This window comes from Halorhabdus tiamatea SARL4B (assembly GCF_000470655.1).
Classification (GTDB): domain Archaea; phylum Halobacteriota; class Halobacteria; order Halobacteriales; family Haloarculaceae; genus Halorhabdus; species Halorhabdus tiamatea.
Genome location: NC_021913.1, coordinates 250,893 through 265,074, shown reverse-complemented (window position 1 = coordinate 265,074; position 14,182 = coordinate 250,893). Strand labels below are relative to the sequence as shown.

Genomic DNA, 14,182 nt, shown 5'->3' with positions numbered 1-14,182 from the left:
AGACTGGTCGCCGATTCTCAGTCGATCACATCGGGTTAGAGGAAGTGTCTGCTTTGGGAGGATGTGCAAGAACCCGAAGCAGACAACGAGATAGAGGAAGAGCACCTGCTTAATTTTGTCGTCAACAGCCTTGACGAGGAGCTTGCGATAGATCTCGGCGAAAACGTCGAAGTCACCACGGAGAAGCTGTATGAGGTCCTCGCCGGCGCCAGCGCCGGCGGGACCTCGATCAACCACGTCTGCGAAACGACAGACGACTCACCGCACGCCAACACTGTCCGGGGACATCTCACCGATCAGTTCGACCTTGACACTGTTGAGGTAGTTGGAGACGCGCTCTTGCAGCGAGATGCACTTGAGACACTCCCAGATCGACCGGTGGAGGTCTGCGCAGACCTCCACCTCGATCCCTACTACGGTGATGAGGACGAAACCGAGGCTCTGTACTCGTCGCAGGCCAAACGCGGAACAACGACGTTTCACGCGTATGCGACGCTCTACGCGCGGGTACGTAACAAGCGGTACACACTAGCGGTTCGCCAGCTCGTCGCTGGCGAAACCACCAGCGATGTCCTCGCTGAGTTTCTCGAACTCCTCGACGGCCTTGACCTCGGTGTCAAGGCCGTCTACCTCGATCGCGGATTCTACAACAGTACCTGCCTCGGACTGCTGTACGCGCACAACTACGCCTACGTCATGCCGATTGTCAAATGGGGTGAGACGATTCAAAACGAACTCAGCAGGGGCTGGAGCCGCGAGATCGAACACGATCTCGCTGGCGAGGTGACCTTTCCCGTGTTCATCGACTGCGTCTACCAGCAGGGACGATACGACGAACACGGGGTGGCGCGTCACGGCTACGCCGCTGACGCGCCGTTTATCGACACGCCGCGGGATGCCCGAGAGCATTACAGCAAGCGCTTCGGCATCGAGTCGAGTTACCGCTTAGCCAAGCAGAGCCTCGCATTCACCAGCTCTCAGGACGCTGGTCTACGGCTGGTGATGTTTGTCGTAAGCCTGCTGCTCCAGAACAGCTGGCGGTATCTCCACTGGAAGTACGTGGCGGCGCCCCGCCGCGGGGGGCGCCGCCTCTGGAACTGGTCGTTCACAGAGTTCTGTGAGATGGTGCTGCGGGCCGCCTGGACAGCGCTCGGTGTGCGCAGGGCTGTTCCAGCGAACCAGTCACTCGACGACCGGTTCTTCCGGTAGCTGTCCACCGGTCCGGAGAGCGGTCGTGAGTGGCGACACTGTCGCGTCGGCGGCAGTCCGCCGCCGACAGCGACGGTTCATCCCGAAGATTACGCTCACGAGCGCGCTTCGAAGACGCTTCACGACCAGTTCGATCTGATTCACCGCCATCAGACAAGATTACGCGGCCGCCGATGTGATCGACTGAGTATAGAACGGGATACCCCCGTTGGACAGGATAGCGAACAGCCCACCGGGTGGTTGGGTGTTTATCAACATCGTGATAGTGGGGTGGACGATGTTCAGATGGACGCTCACCGCGAGGGGGATCGATGGTGCCTGAGTCGTCGCTTGCTGTCTCGGTGCTCCCCGAGGCGTTGCGCGAACGCGAGCAGTGGGTGTGCTGGCGCGAAGAGGATCGAGATGGGAAACCGACGAAGATTCCGGTGACGCCGGGGGCTGGTGAGTTCGCGTCGTCGACGGAATCCGATACTTGGAGTGATTTCGAGACGGCACTCGAGTACACCGAGACAGAGCACGCGGACGGCGTCGGGTTCGTGTTCACCGACGACGACCCCATCGTCGGCGTCGATCTGGACGACTGTCGCGATCCGGAGACCGGCGACGTCGACGATGCTGCGCGAGACATCATCGACCGATTGGACTCCTACACGGAGGTGTCGCCGTCCGGCACCGGCTATCACGTTCTCCTCAGGGGTGAACTCCCGGAGGGTCGAAATCGGCGGGGGAGCATCGAACTGTACGATACGGCGCGGTTTTTCACCGTTACCGGCGACCACGTTAACGAGACACCGACTCACATCGCCCGCCGGCAGGACGCGCTCGCGGCGATTCACCGCGAGTACGTCCAGGACACTGGCAGCGATACGGCGTCCGAGTCCGAGCCCCGTGGCGCGACTGACGGGGAGTCAGCAACGAGCGGTGAAGTAACCGTTGACGTTGACCTCGAGGATGAGGAGGTCCTCGAGAAAGCCCGGAACGCGTCGAACGGCGAGAAGTTCGAGCGGCTCTGGGACGGGAACACGGTCGGGTACGATAGCCAGTCGGAAGCCGACATGGCGCTGTGTTGTCTGCTGGCGTTCTGGACCGGCGGCGACCGGACGCAGATGGACCAACTGTTCCGTGAGTCCGGGTTGCTTCGCGAGAAGTGGGATGAGGTTCACTACGCGGATGGATCAACGTACGGAGAGAAGACCATCGAGCGAGCAATCACGAGTACCTCGGAGTTCTACGAGCCAGATGCCGGCGACGACACCGCGGACGCCCACGACCCCGCTACCGACTCGTCGGCAGCCACTGATACCGATGACTCGGAGCGGAGTCGGGCGTATTTGGTCGAGAAGAACCGGCTGCTGACCGAGCGCGTCGACGAACTCGAGGCGACACTGGCAGAGAAGAACGAGCGGATCGACACCCTCGAAGCAGAAGTCGAGCGACTCACCGAAGCACCCACAGACCGTGACCAAGAGCCAAGTAATCCCCACGAAGCGACCACTGTCGATTCTGGTGAGGACGGTACCGAGTCCGAGACAGCGTCCGTGTGGGGCCGGGCAAAAGGGTTGTTCGGGAGTAGCTCCGAGTAACAGCGAGACTGCGACGAAGCGTACGTCTCGGCTGGCGCGAAACGACAGTCAGCTGCAAAGCGGTTCGCCCGGATGCGGGATCGACGCGCTGGACCACGAGTCGTGGATTGCACTCGTGTTCCTCACTGTCGTCGTCGCGACAATCTGGCTGTAATGGCTGGCAGCTAGGAGCAGTTATTGCCCTTCCTCGTCAGGGTCGTGGCGGAATCCGCAGTTCGTCGTCGACTTCGTACAGATAGCCCTTCAAGAGCAGTTGCTCAATGTGTTCTCGTGCGTCAGCACGTTCACTTCCCTGCTCCATGAGATGCGCAACGGCGTCCGCTCGTATGAGATGTTCGTCATCCGGCAGCGTGTCGACGTACTGCTCGAGGTGCTCGAGCGCGGCTTCCTCACTGGAGTTGATCGGCGTTCCCGAATCCCGCATTAGTTCTGCCTACGGTGGCCAGGGGTTAGGAATTCGGGTGAGCGTCGAGCGACAATCACTCTCTCAACTGGCCCTCAGAGAGACGACTATGAATCCTGGTCAGCGTGGTCGTCAGCGGCGTCAGAAGCCCGTCCGCCCGGGAAAACAACCCGTAGACGTTGCCCGTGTTCGAGATCGTCTGGTGGGTCTTCGAGGCGAAGCAGGAGCGTGCCGTCGCCCGCATCGACGACCCGAGCGTCGACACCACGGTCGGTGACGGCCGCTTCGATCCGGTCGAGACGAGCATCCATTCTCGCGAGGGCCGTCTCGATGTCCGGGTCGTCGCCTGTCGCCGCCCAGTCCTCGGCCGACCCGTCAGCCAGCGCTGAGCCTGTCGCATCTCTCCGTCCGTCGGCATCCTGCTGGGTGGTAGCTGTCTCCTGGTGCGCCTGCGCTTCGGGCTCCACCGAGAGCCGGTCCCGAAGCGCTGCCAGATCCAGTCCTTCTGACTCAAGATCGGCATCGTCGTGCCGTGTTACCGACGGCAGCGGAATATCTTCGTCCGCGAGCGCGTCGCCGAGCGTCCCGCCCATCGTGGTCGTCCCAGACTGCACCCGACGTTTCGTCGATTCGGTCACCCACGGTGGCGGCGTCCAGACCGACTCATCGAGGAGCGTGTAGCAGGCCGTGTCGTCGGTCGCCCAGACGTAACTGGCGTACTTGTCCTTGTACTGGTTCGCGGCGGCGCCCTGTTGATGCGTGATGACGACGTGGACCGGCGAGAGCGCCTCGACGACGTCGTCGATCGTCTGCGGCGTCGGGTGGTTGCTGAGCGAGAAGTGGTGGGTCGTACACGCCGCGCTCGTCACCGGATCAGTCCCGCCGTTAATGAGTTGGACGAGTGTCGCGCCGGGGTCGTCGGCGATCGTCTCGAAGAGGCGTTCGGCGCTCCCGTCGATCGGCACCTCCGGCCCGGCAATCGTCACGCCATCCGCCTCCAGGACCGCTGCTGGGTCAGCGAACTCGGCGGTCGTCTCGACGTTCGGGACGGTGTACTCGAGGCGGTCGTAGAGCTTCGCGACGTGGCCAGCAAGCGTGATGGGCAGTCGTTCGTCCCACTGGTCGGCGAGGTGGCCGAGAAGGTACGCGAGGTGCAGCCCGGTCAGGCCGCTGGCAGTCGTGAGGACGGTCGAGCCAGCCCAGACGCGTTCACAGATCGTCCCGACGGCGTCGGTGAGCGTCGCTTCGAAGTCCTCGCTGGTCGCAGCGGTCAGGACGAGGACGTCGACGTCCACAGGGAGGTCGAGATCGAAGCCGGGATAGCCGGCGGCGCGTCGGGTCGTGAAATCACCGGTGACGAGGATCGTTCGACGCTCGTCGTCGGCCGTGACCTCGAAGAGGAAGCCCGCTGCGCCCGGCGTGTGGCCGGCCGGCACGGGATGGACGCGGAGGCCGGACACGATCTGCGTCCACTCCGCGATCGGTTCCAGCTGGTCGAGCACGCGATCCGTGTTCGAGAGGTCGTAGTGGTCTGCCCCGGCGGCGAAGACGTCCTCGAGCATGATGGCCGTCTCGGTGGCGGCGTACACCGGCGCGCCGTGGGCGAGGGCGTCGCCGAGCGACTGGTAGTGATCGAGGTGGGCATGGGTGAGACAGATCGCGGCGAGATATTCGTCGGCGTCGGCGTCGAGGAGAGCGTCGGTCGAGACGTCCTGTCCAGCATCGACGAGCACGCAGACCGTCTGGTCGGCAAGCAACCCATCAATCCGCAGAACGACGGATTCGCGCCCGGCATACGGGTTCGCGTGCTGGAACTGGATCTCCATCGATATCTGTCCTATCAGCGGCCGGCACAATATATCATCGCCTCACCGGTGGAGCAAACCGCGTTGTGAGGTCACCATTGAGGTGCCCCGGACGAGTCGGCGTCCGTAGGGATCCCTCCTAGAGTCCGCTCTCTGCTTCGGGGTTTATCGGCGCCAGGAGGCGCGAGGCGCGCTCGTGACTGTGCCTCGCATGAGTTTCCATGTCTGATCCAGACGCGTTCGATGATACGACAGCTGATCACGAACGACTCGAAACCGAACTCCTCGCCCAGGATCGGGATGCAGCCCGTGGGTCGACGGCCGACATCGACGAAGAGACAGCCCGTCACCTCGTGGGCGACCTCGTCAACGAGGAAGTCGTGACACCCATTCCCGACCAGCGCGTGCTCGTCCACGAGCCGAGTGGCCAGGCATTCGATTCGATCACCCAGCTCGCGGTCTTCCATCGGGGCTGGACGGCTGCTCGAGACACCCCCGAGGAGACGTGATGCAGCAGACACTCTCCGGCTGTGCGTTCTGTGACGCCCCGCCAAGCGCCGAGCGAGGGGAGGCCCATACGTGGGGGAAAGACGAACGAGTGACCTCCCCGATCTGTATCGAGTGTGCTGTTCAGGAGCGGTCCGATCCCAAGGACCGGGATCACTTTGCCTGTGACGGCTGTGGCCTTGTCGTCGACACGCTCGCTGCGCTCACTCGGTTCCGCGTGGAACTTGGGCATCTCGAGGGGCCGCTACACCTCTGTGTCCGCTGTAGTCCTGGTGGACCAGCAACGTACTGGACGCGGAATCTCGACGACCATCTCGTCTCGACGCCCGAGTCGGAGGTGAGCTGACCCCAACACTCTTTACTGATTTGCTGTAATCTGTAATAACTGACGAAGCCATGTCACGCACCTCGAACCGGGCCGACGGCGACGTCATCCGCGACTTCCTCTCGGTCGCGGCCCTCCTCGAAGAACCAGCCCTCGCCCAGCTGTATGCGTATCTCGCTCGTGAGGGCGAGGCGACCGTCCAGGAACTGATGGACGCCCTCGACCTCGCGCAGGGCACAGCCTACAGCTACGTCAACCGGCTCGTCGACGCCGGCGTCATCGAGGCAATCAGCGAGGAACAGCCCCGGCGGTACGTTGCGCGGGAGATCGACTTAACCGTGACAACGGCCGCTAGCGACCGTGAGTACACGATCACGCCGGCGCTCATCGATGCCGTTGGCCGACGAGCAACCGACGACGACATCGATACGTACATCGACCGGCATGGAATCTCCGGGTTGGCGACGGCGCTCACCTATGCTGTCGACCGCGAACGGGGCGAGATCACCCACCGCCTGATGGCCCAGGATCTCGATATCTCGTCGCTCGCCGCCGAGATCATTCTGCAGGCACTCCGGCCCGTCGTCCTCGAGCACTACGACATCGAGGAAGCTGGATCTGGTCTCGACGAATTGGACGTCGGCGACGGCACTAGCGACGCGTGAGCCGGCTCCACATCGCTGACACCGGCCTGTTCGTCGCGATGGGACAGCCCTCGAACAGCCGGTACAAGGCTGTTCGGCGGTTCGCTCGCCGGAACGACGTCACCTTCGTTCTGCCCGAACGGGTGTACGAGGAGCTAACCGTCGACGATCCCGACGTGGAGGCGCCACCTATCGACGCCGCGATCGACGAGGGCTGGGCGACGGTTGCGGCGCCGCTCGAGTTCTCCGAACCGGTCGTCTCGCGGGTGATGGACGGGGTCCAGCGGTACATCGCGAACGCCGACGACCGCCCTGCCGACGAGGTCGAACGTGCCGACGCCGCCCTCGCCGCCCTCGCTGCCCAGCATCTCAGTGCGGGGTCGGCGGCCGAGGTGTACATTTACACGACCGATATCGCGGCCGGCGAGGGAGCCGAAACCGTGCTCGCGAGCGAGGGGGACGGTGACTCGGTGACGTTCGTGAACGGCTTCCGGTTCATCGAGGACCTGGTCGCCGGCGACAGCTGACGCTATTCGGGGTCGAGGTCACGAGCGTCGAGGTCGCCGGCGAGATACTGCTCGCCCTCTCGTGTGATGTCGTAGACACCGTTGCCGAGGTGGACGAGGAGTCCATATTCGACAAGCGTCTTGCAGCGGGCGTTGATGTGTTGCCGGGAGAACCGGACGCGGTCGCTATCAGCCATTTCCTTGGGGGTATCAGGGCCGTCCTCAGAGAGATGCTCCAGAATGCGGTCATCGGCGCGAGACATCCAGTCGGCGTCAAAGCGCATAATCGCTTCTGGTTGCGCCGACACTATCCCGAACGCGCTAAGTCAAATAGAGAAGCGTATCGCTTCTGTGGTTGACTCCTAACGTTTTAAACGTCTGTCACCCAAAGCCCCGAGTGTTCAGATGCATTCCCCTCCAGCGGACAGTTCGGGCGGACCGAATGACCTCGTCGTCGAGATCATCGAGACACTGGAGACATGCGGGCTCGAAGACGACGGCTATCAACTCCACGATTACGTGGACATCGATGCGCTCGAACAGTTGCTTGCCTCATCCGATGGGGACATCGCCGTCCAGTTTACTGTCGAAGGGATTCCACTCGAGGTCTCACCGGACAGTGTCGACGTCATCGTCGAGGATGAGTCCGGGTGCGTCAACGAATAACGACGTTAGTTGCGGAGACAGGGAGTGTTCTCGAAAGCCCTCGGCCGCTCGACGTCCCGCGACCGCCGCTGCGCGCCTCGTGCCTGCGGTGCTTGCGGGGTCGGGGGACGGTCGAGGCGACCTCGCCCTTTCTGAGTCCGCCAGGACTGTAGATGCCTCACCGAGCGACGTAGCCGGTTGAACAGGTGTGTACGTACCGGCCCGCCCCGCTCGCCGCTGCCGCCCTCCGCGTCGCTCGCGACCGACCATTCCGGGCGTGCGGGCGCTCTCCGCACCGCCCGCGCCCGTTCCGGGCTAAAGTGCATGTGCCCTCGGCGCCAGCGGGTAAGCGCGAGGGGTTGCGCGGCGTAGCTGCTCACCCCCCACGCTTACTCCGCTGGCCGCTCGCTCCGGGCGGGTCGGCGCGCGGTGCTGGTTGGGGTCACCTCATGCAGGCGCGCTCTCGCTCGCGCCCGGTAGGGCGCTCGCGAAGGCGCGAGCGAGAGCGCGCAGATGGTTCTGTCGGTCGTTGTCGTCGGAAAACCGCGATGTAGGAGCATCGCGGAGTCGGCGCGTGAGCGCCTTCGGAATCTGGTGTGATTCCAATGTCTAGTAACAACGCTAGCGGAAAGGTCGTTTCGGTCGATGAACAGGCATTCGAGAAAGCGGGCGGTCAGGCGGTCGATGAAGACGGCTTCCCGGTCGTCGACGAGACGCCGGAGTTCGAGGCCGCGGTCGAGCAGGAGACGCAGGCGAAGGTGGATGCGAACCACCCGGACGGGATCGCGGACACGAGCCAGGATCGGATTCACGGTGTCACCCTCGAACAGGAGGAGCGCATTCGGGCGCGGGAAGCCGAACTGGAGCGCATCAGTGCCCAGGCCGAGCTGGGAACGCAGGACGGTCGGGAGCAGCGCACGCGGGAGGTCGTCAGCGAGCAGTGTGGTCGTGACGAGCCAGCGCCGGCGGAGCGCACGGATCCCCGAGAGAAGCTGACGCAAGAGGAACTCGCGGAGGTCAACGAGCAAGCAATGCGAATCAGCGACGAAGTGAAGGGCGGCTGGTCGAGAGCGGTCGTCGCGAAGCAGCTGGCCGATAAGGTGCAGCGCGGTCGGGACGTCACGAAGGCGGTGCTAGAGACCCTTGAGGAGTTGAAGGCGGCGCCGGGGGCGATCGTGCCCATCGCGGACGTGCCGGACGTCCCGGTCGGTGAGGTCACGGTCGAAGGAACAATCGAGACCCTCTGGGAGCCTTCCTCCTCAAGCATCCAGCAAGTCGGGCTGATAGCGGATGATAGCGGGAAAATCAAGTTCACCTGCTGGGAGAAATCGCAGCAGACGGTGGTGCGTGAAGGTCAGACAGTGCGGTTCCGGGCAGCAGCCAAGAACTGGTACGAAGGCCGGTGCTCAATCGCGCTGACCGGGTGGTCTCGGATCGAGTTCCCGGAGCGCGGTCGGTGGTGGGAAGAGTAGCCAGCTGACGCAGCCTTCTTTTTTGTTGTGTGCCGGACCGACCCTGACCCCGCCGCCCCACCCTCCGCTCCGTGCTCGCTCCTACCGTCGCTGCGCGCGCAGCCACGACCGTGGTGTAGGGGAAAAGGTGAGTTTGTACCTCCTCTCGTCCAATGCATAGTACTGAGAGTTTATCTGCGCCGCCGATGGGCGCAGCGCGATGTCAAATAGTTCACCCGAGACCCACGATTTCGATGCGTGGTTCACTGGCTTCTTCGACGGCGAGGGCTGTATCCGTATCTCAATTGCCGAGCGAGAGCGGTACAGCACCGGCTTTGAACTTGCACCAATGCTCCGAATCACCCACGAACAGCTGACTGGAACTCTCGACGCAGAAGGCTGGATTGGCGTAAAAGTAGACCAGAACAGTGAGTATCGAGTCGATCATCGACTTCAGCCGCAGATCGAGGTCACCGAAACGTATCGTGACCACCTGATGGAGGCGCTTTGTGCGTACTGTGATGCCCACGGCGTGAACTGCCATGTGTCGAGTCTCGAGTCCAATGAGAACCGTAGCGATCAGTACATTTGGGGCGTGCAGGGTATCAGCAATACGCGGACGCTCCTGACCCCGCTCCGCGATCAGTTCATCGTCAAGCGCGAGCAGGTCGATCTCCTCCTTGACGAGATTCTGCCCCGGATGGACCAGGGCGTCCATCACGAGAAAGAAGGCTTTCTTGAGGTGATGTACTACGTCGATCGGTTCAACTCGTATAAGGGCGGCAGTCGAGGGAAATACACACTCGAGTACTTCGAGGATCTCTGGGGAATGGAACACACTCCCGAATAGCTGTATCGCACGATGGCCCCTCGAGCGGGCCAAATGGGGACACCTCTTGTTTTAGTGAGCACCGGACCACCCCAAGCCCCACCGCCCCACCCTCCGCTCCCGGCCTCCCTCCGGTCGGCCGGCAGCCACAACCGGAGTCACAGCTTTGGGAGTGGTGTCCCCAGAGACAAGACCGCTGTCGCGACGGAGTCTGTTTATTTGCCCCTGGAGGGGCGGAGGGCACACCAGAACGTGTCCCCGAACACCAATGTCCGAGGAACGTACTCTTACGGCCCGAGAGCGGCTTCGCATTCACCTCCGCGAAGCCCGCCGCACGACCGACTCGCCAATCGTGGAAGCACAGTTAGAGGCTGCGCTGGACGCCTGGAACGACCTCTCACCGACACCCCTGCGGGAGTGTCCCGTCTGTGGGAAAGTTGGACTTCCAGAGCGGATTCAACAGCACAAGTGTACTATTCAATTTCTAGAGGAGGAGAATTCAGGGATTCAGTAAGACAGTACAAGCAAGAGGTAGTGACTCTCACCTGTCGCCGCCCCTGAATTTATAATAAGCCCCTAACAATTCACAAGGAGTGCCAGCCGGTCCGCTCATCGACGCGCTGTGTGAAAGCAACGACATCTCCAATAAGCCCAGGCTACCGGAAAACCCTCGGCTGAGGGATACTCGAGTACACTGGCCTGAAACTCTAGATGTCCACGATACGTTGCTCAAGGGGGCAATCGAGCGTGAGAGCGGCGTGTGGTTATTGTCTCCTACACTCCGACACGAATACTTAGAGATACTCACGTTAAGCGCGCTGTTCAAACTCATGAGCACAGACACGGACCGGAAGCGCGTTCTCGTATTCTCGAGGGACGCGCACGTTCGTGAGCGCTACAAAGAACTCCGCCCTGGTCATCGACGACCTTGGAGCAAAGAGCGGTTTCCGCTCGCTACCATCAAACCGAATGGCGAGGTCAATCAGAAAACGACCTCCCGCGGTGACGAAGGACGTCCTCCAAGAGCCCTCTTCTCCAAGCACCTGACTCACCTTCCCGACGAGAACGTAGCGTCCGAGATCGGCTGCGTCATTTACGACGAAACCGTCACATACCGTCCAAATCGATGGGACCGGTTTCAACAGTGGCTTGACGAGAACGACATCCCTTCCGTGATCTACTGCCTCCACGATCCTCTCGGTCCAACCTTCGGTCACGTATCTGAAGACGCATCAGGGTGGGCGTGGCCTCCAGCGCTATTAGACGCTGTCGTCGACGAACCGACGGCTGTAGATGGCGGAGTAAAGACCGTCCCTGAGGTGGATCGACAGACGCGCGTAACGCGACAGCTACAGAATCACGTCGACGGTGTTAGTCGAGAGGTTCACGTCGTCGAAGAGGGCGAGGTCGCGGACGACTTAGCCGACGTGTGGTCCTCAATTGAAGAGCTCAGTGACGTTAACGACGATCTCCAGAGCGATGTCCTCGACGACGGAATTAACGACCTGAAAATGGCGTTGAACGTCATCTCCAACGTCGTTGCTTCGATGGGTAACGCCGACAGAGCATTGGGGAACCAGTGGGAGACGATCGCACCTTCGGGGTGGCTCGATCGACTCGGTCATAACTACGAGAACATCCGGGACGACGACGCAGGAGGACCAGCTCACGGTGTGTACGGCGACGCAGTCAGATCGTTGGAGGACGTTCATGACGAGTGGGAGGACTACGAACTCTCAGAGACCAAGCGCGGTCACCTCTACCGATTGTTGCACGGGGCACTCGACGCCGACGAGAGCTTGTTAGTCGTGGTTCCCAGCGACGGTGACCGCTCGGCAGTTGAACTAGATCTCGAAGCACGTGGAGGTCCCCTGTACGACGCTTTAGGAGAGGAACTAGGAGTCATTTCGACGGGAGCACTGCCGACCGCACCTCCGGCAGACCGCGTTATACTCGTGGGGCCGCCAGCATGGCGTGATCGGTGGATTCTTCGAACAAATCACGCACCAGAGGTAACTGTACTCGCCTACGAACATCAGCTTCCACTCCTCCGCTACCAGTACGACCACCTCGACGACACGCTTCGCGACGTAACTGACCGAGAATTATACCGAAAGGCAGCTGAGACGGCAAATAAGGACGAGGAGTGGGACGCCCCCGTCGTTGACGGCGTCTCGGTGAATGTGCCTATGCCCAAGGGACGGTCGGAAGGCGAAGACACCTCAGAGTGGGAGAGCTCTATCGCTGAAGGTTACGATGTAGTCGAAGAGCATGAGCCAATGTCTGTCGACGAGATCATAGATTCACTCGACACTTCCAGCGATCCGTCCGTACCTTCCAGCAGTGGATCTGAAAGTGGTGACGGCCAGTCTGGGTCGGTGAAGTGTCTTCGCCTCGTGTTCGACGACGGGAGATCGATGCCCATCAAGCGCGGATCTAGGGTACACGTCGTCGACGGCGATCGTGGGGGAACGGTGTCGAAGTACGCCAGTAAGGTTCAACCTGGAGACACCATCGTCCACGTTCGTCAGACGGAACAGCTCCGTCAACAGCTATACGACCTGATCAAGCGACGGGGCGATGACAAGGCCATCATGCGAGCGGAACGCTGGAAGATTCGGCTCGAGCAGGCGCTCGACGAGACTGGAGACGACTTCGGCGAGTTCAAAGAGCGGATGAGAGAGGCTGGAGCCGACCACGGGGACGACACGTTCCGCCGGTGGTACAACCTCGAAATCGACTACCCCAGAACGTATGATGATCTGCCCACGATCGCTGAAGCCTACGACCTGACCGTCGTGAAGGAGAACTCTGAGAAGATCTGGGAAGCAACTCAGGAAATAAAGACGACGTACATGAAGCTACTGAGAGAACTGCGGAAGCAGGCTTACCGGGTCATGGCTGGCGACGATCCTGAGCAGGTCGTTCTCTCGGAGGACTGGGACATCCGTCTGGCTGACTTCGACGTAATTGACGAGGAAGGACAGCGTATCGTCGAACCCCACACAGTGGTTGATGTACACGAGGATCAGGTGGCCCCCCATCGATTAAAGAGGATCGAATCCGTCGATTTAGGGTAGCGGCTTTGCCGACGCCCTCAGCAGTTGATGAGGCTTCCTTTTTCTGCATATCTCCGCATGTAATAGCGCGAAGGGAGTCCATAGATACTATAACACTGGCCGCTCAAGTTTACACCCAAGGTATTTGGCCGCTCAGCGAAACGTCTCTCACGGACGAATCGCTCAGCGCATAAATTGGGGTACAAACTATGGACGACATCTCTCGCGCGGAAGAAAAGCAACTCGTGGATGACCTCATCCACGGCTTGGAGGGCGCATTGTCCGAGTTAGGTATCGATTCGAAGCCGTTCAAGCAAGCAACCCACGGGGAAATCAAACTCCACAAGACGATTTTCCTCGGGGTCGATTGGTCCGGTATCCCTGTGCAGTATAGTTGGCACACATACGGGCCTGACTTGGGCAACAGCGTTCCGTCAACCGAGGGTGTACAACCTACAGCTCTGGATGAAGTCCCCCACCCGTTTACCCCCAGCGTGAGGCCTGGCGTTACCGACACTTACCCCTCACCAAAACACTACGAGGAGTTTTACTTAGATGTCGAGGTGGGGGAGTTTGAGGGCCTAGAGGAGATCCTCGAGGCAAACCTACACGATTTCCTTCATGATTTCTACGAAGAAAATGCCCCCCCACGTTTCAAACAGCTATACCTTCACAACGTCGAATTTCAGCGCTTCCTGTGGGACGATGAAGACAGCCTTAACGTGGTTTTTGTCGATGAAGACTACTGTCGGGAGTTGGGCCGTATTATTAGCGACCTTCACGGTGAGTTGTTGAAGCAGCCTATTTTTGACGAGGTTGCTGAGCCTTTCATCGCATACACCGACCTCGTTGAAGATGTCTACATGAAACTGGCCCGGAGTGACCAAAATGAATTGAACGGTGATCCGCGAACGGTTATCCGTGAATTGAGCAACTTCTACCACGACTACGCGTGGAAATACGTCGCAGAGACCATCTCACGCGAAACTCCACACGGAATAGATAAGAACGAGATCCGTCAAGGCGCAAGCGACGAGTTACAGTTCCTTGATCAGAACTACGACGAGTTCCTACGTAACTTGAAGGAATTGTGCGCTGATGCTGGCCTTGTCCCAGGACCTGGTGACTACTACCCAGATACTTCTGACTCGCCTCTCAAGGACTCCGTTAATGAGCTGGCGGACACCTACGACGAAATCAATTCACGATAGCTCAA

Annotated in this window: 15 protein-coding genes; 11 read left to right on the top strand and 4 right to left on the bottom strand. The window is 60.8% G+C overall.

The features are described 5' to 3' along the window. Positions 1-63: 63 nt before the first annotated feature. Entirely contained in the window at positions 64-1,209 is a 1,146-nt protein-coding gene (locus tag HTIA_RS15100) for an ISH3 family transposase (RefSeq protein ID WP_044951360.1), read from the top strand. On the opposite strand, the gene HTIA_RS16135 is transcribed toward HTIA_RS15100, so the two are convergent. Then, positions 1,183-1,359 (bottom strand): hypothetical protein, encoded by a 177-nt coding sequence (locus HTIA_RS16135; RefSeq protein WP_242401928.1) that lies wholly within the window; start codon positions 1,357-1,359, stop codon positions 1,183-1,185. The genes HTIA_RS15100 and HTIA_RS16135 overlap by 27 nt on opposite strands. Before the next feature lie 161 nt (positions 1,360-1,520). On the opposite strand from HTIA_RS16135, the gene HTIA_RS15095 reads away from it, so the two are divergent. Then, complete coding sequence (locus tag HTIA_RS15095; protein WP_008525991.1) at positions 1,521-2,792, top strand: phage NrS-1 polymerase family protein; 1,272 nt, start codon at positions 1,521-1,523, stop codon at positions 2,790-2,792. 190 nt (positions 2,793-2,982) lie between these two features. On the opposite strand, the gene HTIA_RS15090 is transcribed toward HTIA_RS15095, so the two are convergent. Beyond that, positions 2,983-3,216 carry a hypothetical protein gene (locus tag HTIA_RS15090; RefSeq protein WP_008525994.1) on the bottom strand — a complete coding sequence of 78 codons (234 nt, stop codon included), beginning with the start codon at positions 3,214-3,216 and terminating at the stop codon, positions 2,983-2,985. An 86-nt stretch (positions 3,217-3,302) separates the two neighbouring features. Beyond that, entirely contained in the window at positions 3,303-5,021 is a 1,719-nt protein-coding gene (locus HTIA_RS15085; RefSeq protein WP_008525996.1) for an MBL fold metallo-hydrolase, read from the bottom strand. 200 nt (positions 5,022-5,221) lie between these two features. Between HTIA_RS15085 and HTIA_RS15080 the strand changes: the two genes are divergently transcribed. Genes HTIA_RS15080 through HTIA_RS15065 form a run of 4 tightly spaced genes read left to right on the top strand, consistent with a single transcriptional unit; the run spans position 5,222 to position 7,003 of the window. Further along, positions 5,222-5,509, top strand: coding sequence for a hypothetical protein (locus tag HTIA_RS15080; protein ID WP_008525998.1), 288 nt, complete (start codon positions 5,222-5,224; stop codon positions 5,507-5,509). After that, positions 5,509-5,853, top strand: coding sequence for a DUF7558 family protein (locus tag HTIA_RS15075; RefSeq protein WP_008525999.1), 345 nt, complete (start codon positions 5,509-5,511; stop codon positions 5,851-5,853). The genes HTIA_RS15080 and HTIA_RS15075 overlap by 1 nt, the downstream gene beginning before the upstream one ends. Positions 5,854-5,903: 50 nt before the next feature. Continuing rightward, positions 5,904-6,497: a DUF7437 domain-containing protein gene (locus HTIA_RS15070; protein ID WP_008526001.1), complete on the top strand. Its 594-nt coding sequence runs from the start codon at positions 5,904-5,906 to the stop codon at positions 6,495-6,497. Continuing rightward, on the top strand, positions 6,494-7,003 hold the full coding sequence (locus HTIA_RS15065; RefSeq protein WP_008526003.1) for a hypothetical protein: 510 nt from the start codon (positions 6,494-6,496) through the stop codon (positions 7,001-7,003). The genes HTIA_RS15070 and HTIA_RS15065 overlap by 4 nt, the downstream gene beginning before the upstream one ends. A gap of 2 nt (positions 7,004-7,005) precedes the next feature. On the opposite strand, the gene HTIA_RS15060 is transcribed toward HTIA_RS15065, so the two are convergent. Further along, positions 7,006-7,266, bottom strand: coding sequence for a winged helix-turn-helix domain-containing protein (locus HTIA_RS15060; RefSeq protein ID WP_008526012.1), 261 nt, complete (start codon positions 7,264-7,266; stop codon positions 7,006-7,008). Positions 7,267-7,387: 121 nt separating this feature from the next. On the opposite strand from HTIA_RS15060, the gene HTIA_RS15055 reads away from it, so the two are divergent. From HTIA_RS15055 to HTIA_RS15035, 5 genes are all read left to right on the top strand, one after another. After that, on the top strand, positions 7,388-7,648 hold the full coding sequence (locus tag HTIA_RS15055; protein WP_008526014.1) for a HalOD1 output domain-containing protein: 261 nt from the start codon (positions 7,388-7,390) through the stop codon (positions 7,646-7,648). Between the two features lie 584 nt (positions 7,649-8,232). Next, positions 8,233-9,099, top strand: coding sequence for a DNA-binding protein (locus HTIA_RS15050; protein WP_008526016.1), 867 nt, complete (start codon positions 8,233-8,235; stop codon positions 9,097-9,099). Positions 9,100-9,298: 199 nt separating this feature from the next. After that, a complete protein-coding gene (locus HTIA_RS15045; protein ID WP_008526017.1) occupies positions 9,299-9,928 on the top strand; it encodes a hypothetical protein in 630 nt (209 codons plus the stop codon). A gap of 572 nt (positions 9,929-10,500) precedes the next feature. Next, positions 10,501-12,987 carry a DrmE family protein gene (locus tag HTIA_RS15040; RefSeq protein WP_020931531.1) on the top strand — a complete coding sequence of 829 codons (2,487 nt, stop codon included), beginning with the start codon at positions 10,501-10,503 and terminating at the stop codon, positions 12,985-12,987. 188 nt (positions 12,988-13,175) lie between these two features. Next, positions 13,176-14,177 (top strand): hypothetical protein, encoded by a 1,002-nt coding sequence (locus HTIA_RS15035; RefSeq protein WP_008526020.1) that lies wholly within the window; start codon positions 13,176-13,178, stop codon positions 14,175-14,177. Positions 14,178-14,182: the final 5 nt, after the last annotated feature.